An 18,096-nucleotide genomic window follows, 5' to 3' on the forward strand; every position below is an offset into this window, starting at 1 on the left:
GAGATACGCCCACCGAAGCACGGCTTCTTTGTCGCCGCACAAATAACAGAACGCAACTTGCAAGACACTCGCATTTCGGCTCTTTCAGGCCTGATCCTTTGAGCCTTCGGCAAGTTCGGAAAGGCCCGCCGGGTTCTTGACGATGAGCTTCTGCCGCCCGCCCTCGACGAGACCCAGGCTTTCCCACGCACTGAGAATGCGCGACACCGTGTGCAGCGTTGTGCCGGTCATTTCGGCGATGTCCTGGCGCGAGATCGGGAAGTCGATGCGGATGCCGCCATCTTCCTTGCGACCGGCCTTCTTGGCCAGGCGAAGGACGGCATGGGCAACGCGGCGCTCCACTTCCTGCGTCGACATTTCACGAATGCGTGTGTGCGCTTCCTCGAGCCGCTGTCCGATGGTCTGCATGGCACTGACGGCAAGGCGGGGATTGTGTTCCACGAAACTGGGCCAGAGGTCCGTCGGCCAGCCAAGCGTCAGGCTCTCGGCGGCCGCGATCGCCGTCCCGGGATAATCGCTGCGCTGCAATGCCTTGGCAAATCCGAAGAGGTCGCCGGGGTGGACGACGCGGACGATGATCTGTTGGCCGTCGGCGGTGACCTGCGTCACCTTCAGGCGACCGTGCAGGAGGAGGTAGAAACTGACGGCAGGTTGGCCTTGTTCGAAGACGGTGTCGCCCTGCGGCACGCGCCGCGGGCTGGCGTGGCCAAGGAGCTTGTCGAGATCCTCGTCGCTCATCCGGTCGAACAGGGGAAGAGCCTTGACGACGGCTCGATCAATTTTCACCGTGGTGAATCCTTTCCTCAGGCGACCGACGCACTCATGGGATTCAAGCCGAGCGCAACGACGTCGATCTACCCTTCAAGGTAGGCTTTCTAACCCAGCGACCCACTTAACGAAAGGCAAAAAATAGCCTTGCAAACCACCGATCATCGCGAACGAGCCGGAAGCCGACATTGTCCGGCGGGGTGCCGACGGAGCAGCCGCCGCCCTTGGGGTCACGGATAAAGGAACTGAGCGGTGCCCGGTGCTTGCCTGAAGCGATGTAGATCCCACAATCACTGGCACCCTCCACTTCCTGGGCCGTTTCCTGCAGGAGGACACGCCGATTGCAGGTCGTTGTCCACTCCCAGATGTTGCCGCCGAAATCGGCGAGGCCGTATTCCCCTTCACCGAAATGCCCGAGGGCCTGCGGCGCGGGATCGCGCGACGCCTTGCGTTCGGCTTCCCGCCTGTAATCCGCAAGCCAGCGAAGGGCCGGGTTCTTGCTGTCGGGATCGACGCCGAGCGCATCATCAGGAAACTTCGAGCCCGCCGCAAAGGCAAGGTCTTCGTCTGTGGGCAGGGTCCAGACCGCACCGCTCTTTTCGCTGAGCCAGTTCGCATAAGCCGTCGCATCGTCGTGGCTGACGCCGGTCACCGGCAGGTTGTCCGTCGATTCCGTGGCGCTCTCGCGCACCGGGCAGGCCCCGTCTGCGACGCAGGCATCGTACTCGGCGGTGGTGATCTGAAATTTCGTGATCGACAGGGTATGCGCCCTGACAACCTCGGCCTTGGGCGCATCCACCGCGAAGCCGTTCTTGTAGAACTCGCCGGCGGGACGGTACTCGAAGGCGCGGGGTTCGATGCTGAGGGTCATCGGTACCGTGACCGTCGGCGCAGGCCGATGGAACAGTCCGGACTGCAGCCCGAGTGCAACGCCGATCACGGCGATCAGGGCAGTCGGAATGACGAGCGAGGCATTTGAAGCCGCTGGACGGTTTTGGATGAGCGAATGCATTTAAAATCTCCCGGAAAGAATTTGTCCGGTCGTGAGGGTGGCCCATGCCTGCCAAAGGCTGGCATGGGCCTTGGCCGATCAGCTGGCCGAAGGAGCCATGACCGAGGTCATCAGGTCGTCGTTCCAGTCACCCGTGACGGTGAAGTGGGCGGCAGCACCCTTTTCGAACGCCTCGATCAGGTTATGGTTCACGTAGGCATACACACCCGGCTGTTGGAAGGTGTAGTATGCGGCGCCGGCAGCACCACCGGGGATGAACCAGGTTTCCTGGTCGGTTTCCGGAACGTTGGCGAACTTGCCGGTTGCCCAGACATAATCGCCATGACCGCCGATCAGGTGCGGGCGGGTATCCCGGTTGGCCTGGGAGTGAACGATCAGGACACGATCACCGACTTCAGCCTTCATCGCATGTTCGCCGGTCAGCGCACCGACCGCACCATTGAAGACGATGTGGCTGGGGGTCAGCGTATTCATGACTTCAAGCGTGTCGGCATAGGCGTCGCCGGCGCTCTCGTACTTCTTGTAGTTGCCGTCCGCATCCTTCGGGACATAGAAATCCTGCTCGCCGACATAGTAGATCTTGTCATAGGCGAGATCGTTGCCCTTGCCGTCCTTCAGGCCGTCACGCGGCAGGACCATGATGGCGCCGTTCATGCCCGAGGTGACGTGCCACGGAACCATTCCGGGAGGTGCGCAGTGGTAGACGAAGACGCCGGCCTTCGTTGCCTTGAAGCGGAGCACCGTCTGTTCGCCGGGGTTGACGATAGTCAGCGCGCCGCCGCCCAGCGCACCCGTTGCGGCATGGAAATCGATGTTGTGCTGCAGCGTGTTGGTGTCGGGGTTGATCAGCGTGAGTTCGACGTAATCGTCCTGGTGCACCACCATCAGCGGGCCGGGAACGGAACCATTGAAGGTCATGGCATGGACCTCGGTGCCGGAGTCATCGAGGATCATCTTCTGTTCCTTGATGGTCAGCGTGAACTCGACGACCTTGGGACCACCTTCGGCCTTCTGGGTATGTGCATGAACGAACGGGGGCTTTACCAGCTCGACCTTTTCGCGCGGCAACTTGGCAATGTCGGCGGCGGTCGCCGCTGCGTTGGTCTTGATGCTGCCGCCTTCGGCGCGGGCTTCGGTCGTCTTGATGATCGGCGCCAGGGCGCCGGCAAAGGCCGCGCCGGCCAGAATTGTGCGGCGGGTCACCTGAAACTGCTCAGTCATCGGAATATCTCCTTGTGGGTCTTGGCGGACCTCATTTCGTCCGGTGAGGGTGTTCTACCCCCGGACCGGATACCGCAATTTGTGCCAGCACAAACTTCCCCGAGCGGTGGACCACCTGCGTCAATTTGGCAGGAAGCGCGCAGCGGAAGCCCCCGAATCTATTGGGAAACAAGCGTTTTCCTTGCGTCTGGTCAAAGAGGACGCAGGCTCGATGCCGTAGCAGGTTTGCACATTGTCAAATTTGAGGAATTTCCCATGACCATGCGACAGCCTACTCGCCCCGCCGGCGGTATTCCGCGCGGCTTGTCCAGAACCGGTTCGGTCTTCTTTTCCTACGGCTTCCGGCCGTTCTTTCTCGGCGCCGCCATCGTCGCCGTCGGCGTGATGTTTCTTTGGATCCTCGCGTTGACCCAGGGTCTTGCGGTCGGAGGCTCCTATGGCGCCAGCGCATGGCACGCCCACGAAATGCTGTTCGGCTTTGCTTCGGCCGTGGTTACCGGCTTCCTGCTGACAGCCGTCCCCAACTGGACCGGCAGGCTTCCGGTCTCCGGCCCGCCCCTGATGGCGCTGTTCGGCCTCTGGCTGGCGGGACGGATCGTGCTGATCGATCCTGACCTGCTGACCGTCGACATCGCTGTGACGATCGACAGCCTATTCCTCCCTGCGTTTCTCCTCGTCTGCGCTCGCGAGATCATCGCAGGCCGCAAATGGAAGGAACTCAAGGTGCTGGCCATCCTTGCCCTTCTTTCTCTCGCCAACATCGGGTTTCACGTCGGGACGCTGACCGGGGAAACAACCGGGATCGTGCAACGGCTGGCGGTTTCGGCCTACATCGTTCTGATCATGATCGTCGGTGGGCGCATCATCCCGAGCTTTTCCCGGAATTGGCTGAACCAGAAAGGCCAGACGCGTTTCCCCGTTCCCTACAATCGCTTCGATGCAATTGCGATCATTGCCGGCGTGATGGCGCTCGGCAGCTGGACGCTTATTCCGCAGGATCGCCTGACGGGTGGTGTCGCGCTCGTTGCAGGCGGTTTGCATGCGGCCCGGCTCCTGCGCTGGCGCGGTCACGCGGTGTTCGCCGAAAAACTGCTCTTCGTGCTGCACACCGCCTATGCATTCGTACCGCTCGGCCTCTTTACGGTAGCGCTCGGTCAATGGCAGCAACTGGCCCCGAATGCCGTGCTGCATGTCATGACCGTCGGTGCAATCTCCATGATGATGCTGGCGGTGATGACCCGCGCGACACGCGGCCACACCGGGCGCGTCCTGACAGCCTCGAAGATCACGACCGCGTCCTATGTCGCGCTCCTCTTCGCAGCCTTGCTGCGCCCGGCAGCCGATTTCCTGCCGGCGCAGGGATTGGAACTCTACGCCGCGGCCGGCCTGTGCTGGATGCTCGCCTTTGGCCTGTTCATCTTCGAATATGGTCCGATGCTCACACGGGTCCGCCGCGTGGTTTAGGGTATAGAACTGCAAAGCCCGGTGTCTCACGACGCCGGGCTCAGCAAGACTGACATGAATATCAAGATTCAGTGTCGTGAGGAAAAGGGAAAGACGCCCGCACGGATCATCTCCGGCGTCCAGCGCGGTTCATAGGTCAGGTGCACGACAGCAACCGTCACCCCCGCAACGGCCTCGACCGAGGCCTGCACCGCCTGTTGCAGGAAACCGGCTGCCGGACATCCCTTCGTCGTCGTCGTCATGACGACGTTTGCGGCGCCCGCCTCGTCGACGGACACGTCGTAGATCAGCCCGAGGTCAACGATGTTGCCGCCGATCTCGGGATCGGTGATGCCGGTAAGGGCGGCCAGAACATCGGCCGCAAGACCCCGCGCTTGATCGATATCCATCACCTACTCCGCCACGCCGCCGATCCGCACCAGCATGCGGTAGGCCTCGCCCGTCTCGTCGTAGTTTCCGACCCACTGGTGACCGCGCTTCTCCAGTTCCGGCATCAGGAAGACGGGTTCACGCGATAGCAGCGCGAAGAGAACCTCGCCCGGCTCCATGAGTTCGATCCGGGACAGGATCTTGGCCATCGGCTCCGGGGGATCGAGATCGGTGAGGTCGAGATGGAAGATTGGCTCGGCCCACACGGCCGCCGCCTCGGCTGCCCCGCTCGAGGCGGCGAAATCGGCCGCGCCTCCGGCCTCGGGCGTGAAAAGCACCTGCCAGTCGCCGCCCTCGATCTCGGACGCCTCGTGCGCATATCCGCGCTTGCCCATCACGCGGAAAAGCGGCTCGGGCTTGAAGGTGGCCACGAGCCTGAGCCCTTCGCCTGGCTTCAGCGATTGCACGGCCTCCATGATCGCATGGAACGGTTCCCCGCCATTGCGCAGGATGGGACGCACGTCGAGTTCTCTATAAGGCGTTGTCATTGTGACCTCATGGGGTGAAAAGAGGGTAGAAAGAAATTGGGCCGAACGGCGCCCGCGGGCAAGCGCTTATTGGGCTCGACCTCCATCAGGCTTCGGGCACGGAAGAATTCGAAACAAAGCCCGGCAATCGCGGCGAATTGCAGGCTGGCGGCGCTGCGAAAAAGAAGATTGCTTCCAAGCACAAGCGAAACCGTCGAGGCGACCACGGCGCAATGGAACATCGCGAACCACAGCCGCGCACGCGGTTCGTTGACGAGATCCTGCACCCGCGGCGTCGGTCCACGACCGAGGACCGGGCCATAGCATTCGAGCCAGGTCAGGAAAGGTACGATCTTGTAGAGCTTGGCGAGCCCGAGGCCTGTCAGCCATCCGAACCCGAGAAGATAGACGATCGCCGGAACATCTTCGCCAAGCCGCCCCGCGATTGTTGCGAGCGTCAGCCACAGCGCTCCGGCAGCGAGCGCCGCGAATGCCGCTATGCTGGCAAGACTGTTCAGCTCCAGCTGTGGTCGACGCCGCGCCCGGTAAATTGTGAGAAGGTCGGCACCATAGAGGCCGAGTCCGACGACCGACAGCCCGAGTGCGGCAACCATGATTATCCTGGCACCCGGGACATCGGCCAGGACCATAGCAAGCACGGCGGTCAGCACCGCGATAGCTGCGGAGCCGGCAATCCACACCTTGCCGCCGAACCGGGAAGCGCTGTCGGGCGCCAGCATGAACATCGGCAGCAGTCTGTAGCTGACACCGAGCGCAGAAAAACTCAGCCAGCCTCCGAGACCCAAGGCGACGTGCAAGGGCAGCGCATCAGGCAGGAAGGCGAGCCAGCTGGCCGGCAGAAAACCCGAAAGTGCAAGGGCGAAGATGACGCCGAGACCGAACGTCGCGCAGAGACAGAAGAGGCCGACGGTGACGAAGCGGGCTGGCAGACCGAGTGGTCGCGCGGTGGCGATCGTGAGAACGAGAATGGCCGCAACGCAGAGATAGCCACCCGCGAGCAGGAGAGCACCGCAGGTGAGCAGATGCGGCGCAAGCGAGAGATCCCCGGCCATGCCGGCAAAGCCGATGACGAGGCTCGACGCTCCGGCGACGATCGCGCCGAGTGCGGGAAAGGCTGCGCCCTCGCCTTTGAGCGGCTTGGCGATCAGGACCGGCACGAACTGCAGCAGCGCACCGGACATCAGGAGCCCGAGCCAGCCGGCCGTGAAGAGGTGAACGACGGCAAGCGTCGACGGCGCCTCGACCGCGGATATCGGGTCTCCGTAGCCCGCGGCCAGCAATGCCTGACCGATCAGCAGAAAAAGGCAAGCGGCCGCGAAGTAGCCCATTGTCCAACGGGAAAGACTGGCACTCGGCATGTCGATCACCTCATAGCGGAAGCGTCAGGGACGGTCCGCCTAATGGTCCCCGCCACAGCTGCACTCGCAGCCGGCGTCTTTCATGCGTGCGATCTCGACCCGCCAGACCTCCGGTCCCTGTTCGAGATATTCCCAGCCGAACATGCCCGAGAAGTTCGTTTCGAGATGATAATGCAACGGCCGCGGATCATGGTCACTCGTGATCAGCATCGAGCCGCCTGGAAGCAGTGCGTTGAGCATACCGAAGATCCGGGGATGGCGTTCCGGCGGCGGTACGAGGCGTACGTCGATCGATGGCTTGATCTCTGCAATGTCGGTCATCAGTCTATCCTGTCTGTTTCGGCATGCCGGTTTCCGTCGCGGCCCGGCCCCGGCCTGCCGGCATTTCTAGCGTGAAGTCGGTCATCGAAACTTGACGCCGCGCAAACAAGTCCGAGATGCCCGGCCGGCTTTCGCCGCGCTGATTGGGATTTGGCAAAGAGCAAGACGAACGGCCGGTCTAGGAATGGTTCACCAAAAACTGGAGAGCCCCGATGCCCCATGAATTGATCCGGAAATATGGCGAGTCCCGCCTGCCCCGCTACACGAGCTATCCAACGGCGCCCCGCTTTGCCCCCGGCATCGCAGCCGGCACCTATGGCGACTGGCTGTCGCGCATCCCCGCTCGGGAGGCCGTTTCTCTCTACCTGCACATCCCGTTCTGCCGGTCCATGTGCTGGTATTGCGGCTGTCACACCTCGATCACGCAGAAGGACCAACCGATCCTCGACTATCTCGACGTCCTGAAGCGGGAGATCAGACTGGTGGGCAAGGCGGCCGGCAAAACACTGAGAGTAGGACAGATCCACTTCGGCGGCGGCACGCCGACGATCATGAAACCGGAAGAGTTTCTCGACCTGTCAGCCTTCCTGCAACGGGAACTGGACGTCACCCCCACCGCCGGGATCGCCGTCGAGATCGACCCGCGCACGCTTTCCCGATCGATGATCGGTGCATTGGGACAGTCCGGGGTAACCCGCGCCAGCCTCGGAGTGCAGAGTTTCGATCCGACCGTGCAGAAGGCAATCAACCGCATCCAGACTGTGGAACAGACGGCCAATGCGGTTTCCGGTCTGCGTGGCGCCGGGATCGAGAGCATCAACTTCGACCTGATCTACGGGCTGCCGCATCAGACCGTGGAATCCTGCGTGGCGACGGCCAGGACAGCGATCGCAATGCGCCCGGACCGTTTCGCCGTCTTCGGCTATGCGCACATCCCGTCCTTCAAGAAGCACCAGCGCCTGATCGACGAAAATGCGCTCCCGGACGCCGCCACCCGGCATGCCCAGGCGGAAGCCATAGCCGATACACTCTCCTCCGCCGGCTATCGCCGGATCGGTCTGGACCATTTTGCCCTGCCGGACGACGAACTCTCCCTCGCCGCCGAGAACGGCCGTCTGCACCGTAATTTCCAGGGTTACACGACGGATGCCTGCACAACGCTGATCGGTCTCGGCGCCTCTGCGATCGGCCGGACCGCGGACGGCTACGTCCAGAACGAGGTGGCAATCGGTCAATACGCGCAGCGCATCGCCTCCGGAAAGCTCGCAACCGCGAAAGGTTACCGCATGACCGCGGAAGACCGGCTGCGGGCGACCGTGATCGAGCGGCTCATGTGCGATTTCAGGGCCGATCTTCCCGCGCTGTGCGCAGCCCACGGTTTCGAACCCGATCAGCTGCTGAACGGCAACGCGATGTTCGAGAACATCCTCGAGGACGGCATCGCGGATATCGCCGACGGTGTCGTTTCCGTTCGCCGCGACTGCCGCTTCGTCATCCGCGCGGTGGCGGCCAGCTTTGACGCCTATCTCGACCAGTCGACCCGGACCCATTCCAAGGCAGCCTGAGACTTTCGCCCTCTCCCGGATACGGAAAGGCCCGGTGCTACCCCAAGCACCGGGCCTTTCTTTTCGCGACCTGCCTCCGCCTTATCCGGCAAGGCCGCGATAGATCGCCGGCAGGGCCGACGGCAGCCGCCCGATGTTGGACACGACGGCATAGCCGTGCTGCCCGAAAATTGCCGGCACATAGGATTTCGCGTCGCGATCGACCGTCACCCCGAACACCCGAACACCCTTGCGACGGGCTTCCACGACCGCGCGACGGCTGTCTTCGAGAGCAAAGCGTCCCTCGTAGTGATCGACGTCGTTCGGCTTGCCATCGGTTAGCACCAGCAGGAGCTGCCGACGGTTCGGCTGTTCGGCGAGCTTCGCAGTCGCATGGCGGATCGCCGCTCCGATGCGCGTGTAGTAGCCCGGTTTCAGGGCGGCGATGCGGTTCTCGACCACCGGCCCCATCTTCTCGCCGAAGTCCTTGATCGTCTCAACGCGAACCCAGGATCTGCGGCGCGAGGTGAATGTCAGGATCGAATGGTTGTCGCCGCATGCGGAGAGACCATTGGCGAGCACCAGAAGCGCTTCCTTTTCCACATCCAGCACGCGCCGGTCGTCGAACCAGGCATCGGTCGACAGTGAAACGTCAACGAGCAGCGTGACGGCAAGATCATGCGCCTGCGGCCGGCTCATCAGATGGATGCGATCGCTCCCCTCGCCTCCGGCCCTGAGATCGGTCCGACTGCGCACGACCGCGTCGAGGTCGAGATCGGCCCCATCGAGCTGCGCACGCAACATTTCGTGCCGCGGACGCAGAACCTCGAACTGGCGGCGCACGCGCCGGATCAGGCTCCTCATCGCCGCACTCGTTTCCGGACCCTCGCCGGCTTCGCTTGCCGGGCCGGAAAGAACCCGACAATAGTTCTTGAGATACGCATTCCGCCGGTAGTCCCATTCAGGATAGGACAGTTCGGCTGACAGGGGCGTGCGGTCGAGCGCTTCGGGTGGCAGGTCGAGGTCGAAGCGGAAGCGGGCCGACGGACGCCCTTTGCGCTCGCCGAGCGTCATGTCGTCGAGTTCCTCTGCCGCGGTCGCGTCGTGGTCGTCGCTGTCGTCGCCGGGGCGATCGACATTGACCATCTCGGCCATGGCGAGGATCTTCTCGAACCGGTTGAGAATGAAGGGGCTGCGATCCTTGTCCCGGCCGTCATTCTTCTCCCGGGTCGCAATGTGGCGCCCAGCGGCCGCACCTTGCCGATCGCCACCTGCCGCAGGGCGGTCCTCGCCCTCCCGGGGAGGGCTTTCCTCTCGAATGAGAGCGTCCGGCCATAGCGGTACCGGCAACATCGGCAGATAGCCCGGCGGTGCGCGGGCCGGCAGCGGTTCCGGAAAAGCGAGAGGTGCGAGGCCCGCTCCGGCGCGCAACAGGCCGATCACCCGATCCTCGACCATTTGCTCGACCCGCGGCAGCTTGCCACGATGCCGCTCTACCAGTGCCGCGGCGCACAGACGGCGGTAACGAACCTCGAGCCCCGGAAAGGCTCTGATCGTCGCCCGCGCGGAAGCCTCGGCCCGCGCCAGCAGGGAAACATCACGGACCAGCGGATCCACGTCCGCTACCGGATCGAGCGGCATGGTTGCCATCACCGCAGCAAGCCAGACATAGAGATCGCCATTCAACGAAGCGTGCGGAAAGAGGTCGATCACCGGAGGAAGCATCAGGGTCGCATGGTCGCGACCGGGTTGCACCAGTTTCTCCTCTCCAAGACCCAGCCGCTGGCGAAGCTTGAGACGGTGACCGGAGGTGCGACCCCGCGCCGGTGCGATCTGGACCGCGTGCTCGCCGCCGAAGCCGCGAAAGCACACGGCAAGCACCGCCTGGACACCCTCCAGCGCCACCCCCGCCTCGGGATAGCGAGGCCAGGTGCGTGTATTGCCGGCGATGTTGTGCCAGGCGCGGCCGACGGTTTCTTCCAGTTCGAGGAAGTCCAGCATGACATACCTCTCTAGCGGATGATCGCGCCGGCCAGTTCGAGAAGGGCTGCGCGTACATCGGCTTCGTCGGTGAGCGGCTCGATCATGGCCGAGCGCACCGCATCCTTCGGCGGCAGGCCGGCGTCGATGAGGCTCGCGCAGTAGACCAGGAGACGCGTCGACACGCCTTCTTCGAGATCATGTCCCTTGAGTGCACGCAGGCGCCGCGCGAGCTCGACGAGCGGCACGACCAGCCCCTCGGCCAGTCCGCTTTCCGCGGCCACCACGGCGATCTCGCGATCGCGCGGCAGGAAGTCGAACTCAATGGCGACGAAACGCTGGCGCGTCGAAGGCTTTAGCGTCTTCAGCAGGTTCTGGTAGCCCGGATTGTAGGAAACGACGAGCATGAAACCGGGCGGTGCGCTCAACTGCTCGCCGGTTCGTTCGAGCGGCAGGATGCGCCGATCGTCGGTCAGCGGATGGAGAACCACGGCGACGTCCTTGCGGGCTTCGACCACCTCGTCGAGATAGCAAATCCCGCCGTCACGCACCGCGCGCGTGAGAGGACCGTCGACCCAGACCGTGTCACCGCCCTTGAGCAGAAAGCGGCCGGTCAGGTCCGCAGCAGCAAGGTCGTCATGGCACGAGACCGTCGAGAGCGGCAGGCCGAGCCTGGCGGCCATGTGGCTGACGAAGCGGGTCTTGCCGCAGCCGGTGGGCCCCTTGAGCAGCAGCGGAAGCTGGCGGGTCCAGGCCGTCTCGAACAGCTCGCACTCGTTGCCGATCGGTGTATAGGCCGGGATGTCGACGCCGGATGGAGGATTGGTGAGCATGATGTTCATCGGGGTGTTTCCTTCAAGGCTGACGATGCCGTCACGGACAAGATTTGTTCGGTGCCTCCTCCCCGGCGGGAAGAGGCACCAGTCGCATTCGAAAGGGATGAGGGGACAAACGGCGCCCCCTCATCCGGGGCGGAGGACTGCCCTCTCCCCGAAGGGAGAAGCAGAGATTTACTCGGCGGGTTCGGCGTAGCCGCCGAAAGCAGGCGCCTTTTCCTTGCCGGGAACCAGGATCGCCCAGATGAACATCAGCGCGGAGATCAGTACGACCACGCCGGAGCCCAGGCGGACCCAGTAGAACAGCGCAAGCTGATCCTGGACGGCCATGTAGCTTTCGCCCAGCACGCGCTGCAGATGGACCTGCAGAACCCCGGCGAACGTGAGCGCGAAAGTCATCACCGACATCGCCGTGCACATCATCCAGAAGCTGACAATCGAGAGCCACTGGTTATAGGGCTGCCGGCCGCGGATTTCCGGTACGGCATAGGCCATGACGGCGAGATTGAGCATCACATAGGCGCCGAAGAAGGCGAGGTGACCATGGGCCGCGGTAACCTGGGTGCCATGGGTATAGTAGTTCACCGACGACAGCGTGTGCAGGAAGCCCCAGACGCCGGCGCCGAAGAAGGCCATGACCGAGCAGCCGATCGACCAGAGCAGCGCCGCCTTGTTCGGATGCTTGCGGCCCGCCTTCCAGCTCATCACGAAGGTGAAGATCACCATGGTGAAGAACGGAGCGACCTCGAGCGTCGAGAACAGGGAGCCGATCCACTGCCAGTAACCCGGGGCACCGATCCAGTAGTAGTGGTGGCCGGTGCCGAGAATGCCCGAGAAGAGAGCAAGGCCGACGATGACATAGAGCCACTTCTCGACCACTTCGCGGTCGATGCCGTTGAGCTTGATCATCAGGAAGGCAAGCACCGACGCCATGATCAGTTCCCAAACACCTTCGACCCAGAGATGGACGACATACCACCAGTACATCTTGTCGAGCGCCAGGTTGGCCGGGTTGTAGAAGGCGAAGAGGAAGAAGATCGCGACACCCCACAACCCGAAGACCAGGATGTTGGTGACCACCGTCTTGCGGCCCTTGAGGATCGTGAGCGTCACGTTGAACAGGAACATCAGCGCGACGATGACGATGCCGACCTTGATGGCGAAGGGCTGCTCGAGGAACTCGCGGCCTTCGTGGATGTGGAAGAGATAGCCCACCACGGCCACGGCAGCGGCGACGAGGAAGATCCAGAACTGGGCAATTGCCAGTTTGGGGCTATAGAGCTCGGTCTCCGCCTCTTCGGGAAGCAGATAGTAGGTTGCCCCCATGAAGCCCATCAACAGCCAGACGATGAGCGCATTGGTATGGACCATCCGGACAATGTTGAACGGCAGGAGCTCGGAAAGCGTGTTGGGCAGGACATAGATGGTGCCGGCAAGCACGCCGAACAGCACCTGGGCGAGGAAGAGGCCGAGCGCGCCGTAGAAATACAGCATCGCGACCTTCTGGGTTTGATATTTCATGTTGTTTCTCCTTGTCGCGACGCTTGCTCAGCCCGCCTCGTTCGGCGGCCAGTTCTGGGTCTTGATCCGGCTCGTCCACTCGAGGAAATCGGCGAGGTCGTTGAGTTCCTGTTCGGTCAGGTTGAACTGCGGCATCTGCCGCCGTCCCTCGACACCCGAAGGCTGCGCGGCCATCCACGATTTCAGCGTTTCGCGGGCGCTTTCCGGGTCGCTTTCACCGCCCCAGCGCTTCCAGACATTGCCGAGCTCCGGCGCGAAGTAGGCGCCTTCGCCGAGCAGGGTGTGACAATTGATGCAGGAATTCTTTTCCCAGACATGCTTGCCGCGAGCGACGCCGTCAGTCAGCGTCGATTCATCGGTAGATGTCGTCTTCATGTAGTAGTGGCTATGGGCCGTGAGGCCCACGAAGATCGTGAAGAAGAAGATGGACCCGCCGTAGAAGACGTTGCGGGCCCCTGTCTTGGTTAGGCGCTCTGCCATCCCCATGGTCCTTTCGTTTGCCGTAGGTTTCATTCCGCCGCCGGCCTGGTGAAATCCCCTGCAGTCGACGGCGGCGACACGCCCCTCAAGCCGTTCTGCGGGATGCTCCCTTTCTAGCGGCGCGGCAGAAGCCTTCTTTGCGTTTCGGCAAACAAACGGGCGATGATCGAGGAGACACTCAAACGAGGGTGATCAGGACGGCCCGGGAAAGGGCAAGGACGAGGAAAAACACCGGCCAGCCGATCAGTGCCGTCCGCAACAATCCGCGCGCTTCGCGAAGATCCATGAAGTCGAGAATGACCAGCCGCGCCTTTGCGACGGCCGCGGCGAGCACGATGACGACTGGCACCAGCAGACTACCGCTCAGCGCCGCGAAGACGGCCCCGCCGACAGCAAGGACCATCAGGGTGACAAAGGCCCAGTGCAGGCGTTCCAGGGAAAAACGGTTCATCGTATCAGGCCAGGTAGATGATCGGGAACATGACGATCCACACGAGATCGACCGCATGCCAGAGCGTGGTGATAAGCAGCACGTTGGTGCGCGACGGCTTCATCGCCACCAGGAGCATGACAATCGAACCGAATACGACATGCAGGAGATGGAAGCCGGTGATGATGAAATAGATCTCGTAGAAACGGCTGAGAGCCTCGTCGGCGGCATACTGCGCCTCGCCGAAATACTCGAAGAGCTTTATGCCGACGAACACGAAACCGAACACGGCGGCCAAGACCAGCGAACGTTGCGTCTGACGGGAGGTCGCATTGCGCCGGGCGGCGATCGCTGCGAGCCAGCCGCTCGTCAACAGAACCACGGTATTGATGGCCGCAAGCCCCGGGCTGAGATGCAGCCGCGCCTGCGCGAAACGATCGGGCTCGAGCGCCGACATCACGAGAAATGCGCAGATCAGGATACCGAAGGCGACCAGTTCGCTCCAGACAAGCACCCAGAGCAGAAAGACATCGCCTTCCTGTTCGTCTGCGGCCGTCGCGGACCCCGCCGTGGCGATGTTGGCTATCGTGTTCATGCGACATTTTTAGCCAAGGCCGTTCTTTGCTTCTTTGCGGAAGCTCAAAGAAAAATGACAGGAGGCAAGTTAGGATTGGATTATAAATGGAGATTGCTTCGATGACTGATGCCCAGATCGGCCTTGCCGTTGCCACACCTATCATCATCGGCTTTGCCATCCTGCTTTATCGCATGGGCGTCTTGCAGCGCGGCGGCACGATATCGGCAGTGCTGGCATCGGTCGCCATAGCGACCATACTTTTCCTAGGACAGTAAGGAGGTGCGCCATGCGCACGGAAAAGCGGATCGACGAACTGGACCTGAAAACCCTGCAGCAGAACCATGAGGAACTGCTCGGCCTCTGCCGCAGCCTCGAGGAGCTCGCAGACTCCCTGCCATTCGACATCGACGACACCCTTTGCCGCAAGGTCTCGGACGCCGTCGTGCCGCTCATCGACAGGACGCAGAAATTCGAGGAACAACTGCTGTTCCCGGATCTCGACCGGAGCGCCGGCTCGTGTTTCACGGCAATGATGATCGAGCGGCTGAAAAACGAACACCGTTGCGACCGTCTGGCTGCGGAGGAAATCTCGCTGACGCTGAAGGCACTCCTCGCCGGACGCTGCGGCCTCTCCTTCGATACCGTCGGCTACATGCTGCGCGGCTTCTTCGAATGCGTCCGTCGCCATATCGCCGCCGAAACGGCCGTCATCGACTCCCTGTTCGCCAGGGAGCCCGAACGGCAGGCGGCCTTGTTATGACGAATCTGCTGATCGCGCTCACGGCTTTCCTGGCGCTGCATTCGATACCCGCACTCCCGCCGGTGCGGGCGGGAGCGATCAGCCTTCTCGGCCGTAGAACCTACCTGATGATCTACTCGCTGGTCTCCATCGTGGTGCTCGGCTGGGTGTTCCAGGCGGCGCTGGCCACGGACTACATTCCACTCTGGCAACCGGCCGGCTGGCAGGCCAAGGTTACCATCGTGACGGCTCCGCTCGGTCTGTTCCTGGTTCTGGCGGGGCTTGCCAGTTCCAATCCCATGTCGGTCAGCATCCGCCCGGATGTGGCGCCGGGTGCCATTACCTCCGTGACACGCCATCCGGTCATGTGGGGCTTCCTGCTCTGGTCGGTCGGCCACCTGGTCCCGAACGGCGATCTGCGCTCGCTGATCCTGTTTGGCGGTTTGTCGCTTTTCACGCTTGCGGGACTGTTGATGCTCGACCGACGCGCGCACAAACGTCTCGGCGACGACTGGGCGCCGATGAGCAGAGCCCATTCGATGATCCCCTTCGCCGCGATCCTCAAGGGCCACAACCGGCTTCGCATCGATCGGCCGATGATCGTCTCGGCCGCGATCGCTGCCGTAATCACCTGGTGGCTGCTCGCCGGCGGTCATGCCGCACTGTTCGGGGCAGACCCTCTGCTTGCCGCAACCTTCTAGAGCAATTCCAGCAGAAGTGTGAAGCGGTTTTGTGTGCAGAATTGCGTCAAAACAAAGAGATAGAGCGTTGAGGCGAATCCGTTCTCGCCGGAAATGTTCTAGCGATCAGCATCGCCCTTCCATTCGGAGGCCAGCGGCTCGTCGGTGATCCGCAAAAGGTCGATGGCGCGCGCGGCGATATGGTCGACAATGGCGTCCACGCTTTCGGGACGGCGATAGAAGGCCGGCACCGGCGGCATCACCACGGCCCCCATTTCGGTCACCGAAACCATGTTGCGCAGATGGCCGAGATGGAGCGGCGTTTCTCGCGCAAGGAGCACCAGCGGTCGACGTTCCTTGAGATGCACGTCCGCGGCACGGATCAGCAAGGTATCGGCAAGCCCCGCGGCAAGACCCGCAAGGCTCCGCATCGAACACGGCGCAACGATCATGCCCGCCGTCCGAAACGACCCGCTGGCGATTGCCGCGCCGATATCGTCGATCCGGTAGCGGCAGGCGGCGAGCTTCTCGAGTGACAGGAGCGCACCGTCGCCGAGCTCGTGGGCGAAGGTCCGTTCGGCAGCAGCCGACACGACGAGATGCAGTTCGACCGCCTCGATCGCCGCGAGCCGTTCGGCAATCCGCAGCGAAATCGCCGCACCTGATGCACCGGAAACGCCGAGCACGACCCTGTGGACCTTCATGACGGATCTCCAAGCCCGAGTTCACCCCAGAGTGCATCGACCCGTGCCACGACGTCGGGCGCCATGTCGAGAACCCGGCCCCACTCCCGATCCGTCTCCGGGCCAAGCTTGCGTGTCGCGTCGAGCCCGAGCTTGCCGCCCAGCCCCGGCCTCGGAGAGGCGAAATCGAGGTAGTCGATCGGCGTGTCATGAATGACGGTCACATCGCGACCGGCGTCGAAACGCGTCGACAAGGCCCAGATGACGTCCGGCCAGCTGCGCACGTTGATGTCGGGATCCACCACGATGATCAGCTTCGTGTAGCTGAACTGCGGCAGCATCGACCACAAACCCATCATGATGCGCTTGGCCTGACCCGGATAGCGCTTGTCGATGGACACCACGATCGCCCGGTAGGAACAGGCCTCCGGCGGGAGCCAGATATCGTGGATTTCGGGGAACTGCTTCCGGACCAGCGGCACGAACAGCTCGTTCATCGCCTCACCAAGCTTCGACGGCTCGTCCGGTGGACGCCCCGTATAGGTCGAAAGATAGATCGGCTTTCTGCGCATCGTGATCGCCGAGAGCGTCATCACTGGAAATCGCTCCACCGAATTGTAGTAGCCGGTGTGGTCGCCATAAGGCCCCTCATCCGCCAGTTCGCTCGTCGAAACAGTGCCTTCCAACACGATCTCGGCGTTGGCGGGAACGCAGAGCGGCTGGGTCGCCGCTTTCACGACCCGGCTTCGCCTCCGCTTGAGCACGCCTGCGAAACCCAGTTCGCTCATGCCTTCCGGCAGCGGCATCACCGCCGACAGGATCGTCGCGGGATCCGCGCCGATCACCACCGCGACAGGCATATCCCGGCCGAGTTTCTGCCATTGGCGATGATGTTTCGCGCCGCCGCGATGGGCGAGCCACCGCATGATCAGGCGGTCACGGCCAAGCACCTGCATGCGATAGATACCGACATTGACGTCGCTCGGATCGTCAGGCGACTGCGTGATGACCAGCGGCCAGCTGACCAGCGGTGCCGGTTCTCCCGGCCAGCACCACTGGATCGGCAGGCGGCCGAGATCGATCTCGTCGCCCCACCAGACGACCTGCTGGCAGGCGGCAGCCGACACCTGTCTGACCCTGAGCGACAGAGCGGATTGCAGGAGGGGCAGCTTGCCGACCGCCTCTCGGAACGACTGCGGCGGTCGGGGTTCGCGCAACTCGCCGAGCAGGCTCGCCAGTTCGCCTATTCCGCCACTTGGGAGCCCGAAACCCCATTCGATCCGATCGCGTCTGCCGAAGAGATTGGCAAGCAAGGGGATCGACATGACGTCGCCGGCCGCATTGACCGGCTTTTCGAACAGCAGCGCCGGGCCCTCCGCGGCAAGCACGCGCCGGTGGATTTCCGTTACCTCGTGAACGAGCGACACGGGCCTTTCGACGCGTTTCAGGCTTCCCCGTCGCTCGAGTTCCGCCACGAATTCCTGCAGGTCGGCATAGCGCCTGATCGTCGATGCTGCGTGTGTCATGCTGCCTGTGTGGCGGGTAATATTCATGACGTCTTTGCG

Annotated in this window: 20 protein-coding genes; 5 read left to right on the forward strand and 15 right to left on the reverse strand. The window is 62.8% G+C overall.

What is annotated here, in order from left to right:
• Positions 1-84: 84 nt before the first annotated feature.
• The 3 genes from HHL25_RS18110 to nirK all read right to left on the reverse strand — a co-directional run bounded on the left by HHL25_RS18110 (position 85) and on the right by nirK (position 3,001).
• Positions 85-786, reverse strand: coding sequence for a Crp/Fnr family transcriptional regulator (locus tag HHL25_RS18110; protein WP_169594264.1), 702 nt, complete (start codon positions 784-786; stop codon positions 85-87).
• Positions 787-892: 106 nt separating this feature from the next.
• Complete coding sequence (locus tag HHL25_RS18115; RefSeq protein WP_169594266.1) at positions 893-1,780, reverse strand: SUMF1/EgtB/PvdO family nonheme iron enzyme; 888 nt, start codon at positions 1,778-1,780, stop codon at positions 893-895.
• Between the two features lie 78 nt (positions 1,781-1,858).
• Positions 1,859-3,001, reverse strand: coding sequence for a copper-containing nitrite reductase (gene nirK, locus HHL25_RS18120; protein WP_169594268.1), 1,143 nt, complete (start codon positions 2,999-3,001; stop codon positions 1,859-1,861).
• A gap of 255 nt (positions 3,002-3,256) precedes the next feature.
• On the opposite strand from nirK, the gene HHL25_RS18125 reads away from it, so the two are divergent.
• On the forward strand, positions 3,257-4,465 hold the full coding sequence (locus HHL25_RS18125) for an NnrS family protein (RefSeq protein ID WP_169594270.1): 1,209 nt from the start codon (positions 3,257-3,259) through the stop codon (positions 4,463-4,465).
• A 68-nt stretch (positions 4,466-4,533) separates the two neighbouring features.
• Here HHL25_RS18125 and HHL25_RS18130 read toward each other — a convergent pair whose 3' ends face one another.
• The 4 genes from HHL25_RS18130 to HHL25_RS18145 are packed head-to-tail and all read right to left on the reverse strand — an operon-like array spanning position 4,534 to position 7,061.
• A complete protein-coding gene (locus HHL25_RS18130; protein WP_169594273.1) occupies positions 4,534-4,854 on the reverse strand; it encodes a metal-sulfur cluster assembly factor in 321 nt (106 codons plus the stop codon).
• 3 nt (positions 4,855-4,857) lie between these two features.
• The gene (locus HHL25_RS18135; RefSeq protein ID WP_169594275.1) at positions 4,858-5,382 is read right to left on the reverse strand and encodes a DUF2249 domain-containing protein; all 525 of its coding nucleotides are present in this window, start codon (positions 5,380-5,382) and stop codon (positions 4,858-4,860) included.
• On the reverse strand, positions 5,379-6,740 hold the full coding sequence (locus HHL25_RS18140) for a hypothetical protein (RefSeq protein ID WP_169594277.1): 1,362 nt from the start codon (positions 6,738-6,740) through the stop codon (positions 5,379-5,381). Before HHL25_RS18140 ends, HHL25_RS18135 begins: the two co-directional genes overlap by 4 nt.
• A 39-nt stretch (positions 6,741-6,779) precedes the next feature.
• A complete protein-coding gene (locus tag HHL25_RS18145; protein ID WP_169594279.1) occupies positions 6,780-7,061 on the reverse strand; it encodes a DUF2249 domain-containing protein in 282 nt (93 codons plus the stop codon).
• 212 nt (positions 7,062-7,273) lie between these two features.
• Here HHL25_RS18145 and hemN point away from each other — a divergent pair, with 212 nt between their 5' ends.
• Positions 7,274-8,626: an oxygen-independent coproporphyrinogen III oxidase gene (gene hemN, locus HHL25_RS18150; RefSeq protein ID WP_169594281.1), complete on the forward strand. Its 1,353-nt coding sequence runs from the start codon at positions 7,274-7,276 to the stop codon at positions 8,624-8,626.
• 81 nt (positions 8,627-8,707) lie between these two features.
• Here hemN and HHL25_RS18155 read toward each other — a convergent pair whose 3' ends face one another.
• From HHL25_RS18155 to HHL25_RS18180, 6 genes are all read right to left on the reverse strand, one after another.
• On the reverse strand, positions 8,708-10,606 hold the full coding sequence (locus HHL25_RS18155; RefSeq protein ID WP_169594283.1) for a nitric oxide reductase activation protein NorD: 1,899 nt from the start codon (positions 10,604-10,606) through the stop codon (positions 8,708-8,710).
• An 11-nt stretch (positions 10,607-10,617) separates the two neighbouring features.
• Positions 10,618-11,427, reverse strand: coding sequence for a CbbQ/NirQ/NorQ/GpvN family protein (locus tag HHL25_RS18160; RefSeq protein ID WP_169594286.1), 810 nt, complete (start codon positions 11,425-11,427; stop codon positions 10,618-10,620).
• A 168-nt stretch (positions 11,428-11,595) separates the two neighbouring features.
• The gene (locus HHL25_RS18165; protein WP_169594289.1) at positions 11,596-12,942 is read right to left on the reverse strand and encodes a nitric-oxide reductase large subunit; all 1,347 of its coding nucleotides are present in this window, start codon (positions 12,940-12,942) and stop codon (positions 11,596-11,598) included.
• Positions 12,943-12,969: 27 nt separating this feature from the next.
• Positions 12,970-13,422, reverse strand: coding sequence for a c-type cytochrome (locus HHL25_RS18170; protein ID WP_169594292.1), 453 nt, complete (start codon positions 13,420-13,422; stop codon positions 12,970-12,972).
• A gap of 178 nt (positions 13,423-13,600) precedes the next feature.
• A complete protein-coding gene (locus HHL25_RS18175; RefSeq protein WP_169594294.1) occupies positions 13,601-13,873 on the reverse strand; it encodes a cytochrome C oxidase subunit IV family protein in 273 nt (90 codons plus the stop codon).
• A 4-nt stretch (positions 13,874-13,877) separates the two neighbouring features.
• Complete coding sequence (locus HHL25_RS18180) at positions 13,878-14,447, reverse strand: cytochrome c oxidase subunit 3 (RefSeq protein ID WP_169594297.1); 570 nt, start codon at positions 14,445-14,447, stop codon at positions 13,878-13,880.
• 101 nt (positions 14,448-14,548) lie between these two features.
• On the opposite strand from HHL25_RS18180, the gene HHL25_RS18185 reads away from it, so the two are divergent.
• From HHL25_RS18185 to HHL25_RS18195, 3 genes are read left to right on the forward strand one after another with little or no spacing between them, the layout of a single operon-like run.
• Positions 14,549-14,704: a hypothetical protein gene (locus tag HHL25_RS18185; RefSeq protein ID WP_169594299.1), complete on the forward strand. Its 156-nt coding sequence runs from the start codon at positions 14,549-14,551 to the stop codon at positions 14,702-14,704.
• Between the two features lie 11 nt (positions 14,705-14,715).
• Positions 14,716-15,189 carry a hemerythrin domain-containing protein gene (locus HHL25_RS18190; protein ID WP_169594302.1) on the forward strand — a complete coding sequence of 158 codons (474 nt, stop codon included), beginning with the start codon at positions 14,716-14,718 and terminating at the stop codon, positions 15,187-15,189.
• Positions 15,186-15,869 (forward strand): NnrU family protein, encoded by a 684-nt coding sequence (locus HHL25_RS18195; protein WP_169594304.1) that lies wholly within the window; start codon positions 15,186-15,188, stop codon positions 15,867-15,869. Before HHL25_RS18190 ends, HHL25_RS18195 begins: the two co-directional genes overlap by 4 nt.
• Before the next feature lie 98 nt (positions 15,870-15,967).
• Here the strand turns inward: HHL25_RS18195 and HHL25_RS18200 are convergent, their stop codons facing one another.
• On the reverse strand, positions 15,968-16,552 hold the full coding sequence (locus HHL25_RS18200) for a UbiX family flavin prenyltransferase (protein WP_169594306.1): 585 nt from the start codon (positions 16,550-16,552) through the stop codon (positions 15,968-15,970).
• Entirely contained in the window at positions 16,549-18,057 is a 1,509-nt protein-coding gene (locus tag HHL25_RS18205; RefSeq protein ID WP_169594546.1) for a UbiD family decarboxylase, read from the reverse strand. Before HHL25_RS18205 ends, HHL25_RS18200 begins: the two co-directional genes overlap by 4 nt.
• Between the last annotated feature and the right edge of the window lie 39 nt (positions 18,058-18,096).

The organism is Rhizobium terricola (assembly GCF_012927355.1).
Classification (GTDB): domain Bacteria; phylum Pseudomonadota; class Alphaproteobacteria; order Rhizobiales; family Rhizobiaceae; genus Allorhizobium; species Allorhizobium terricola.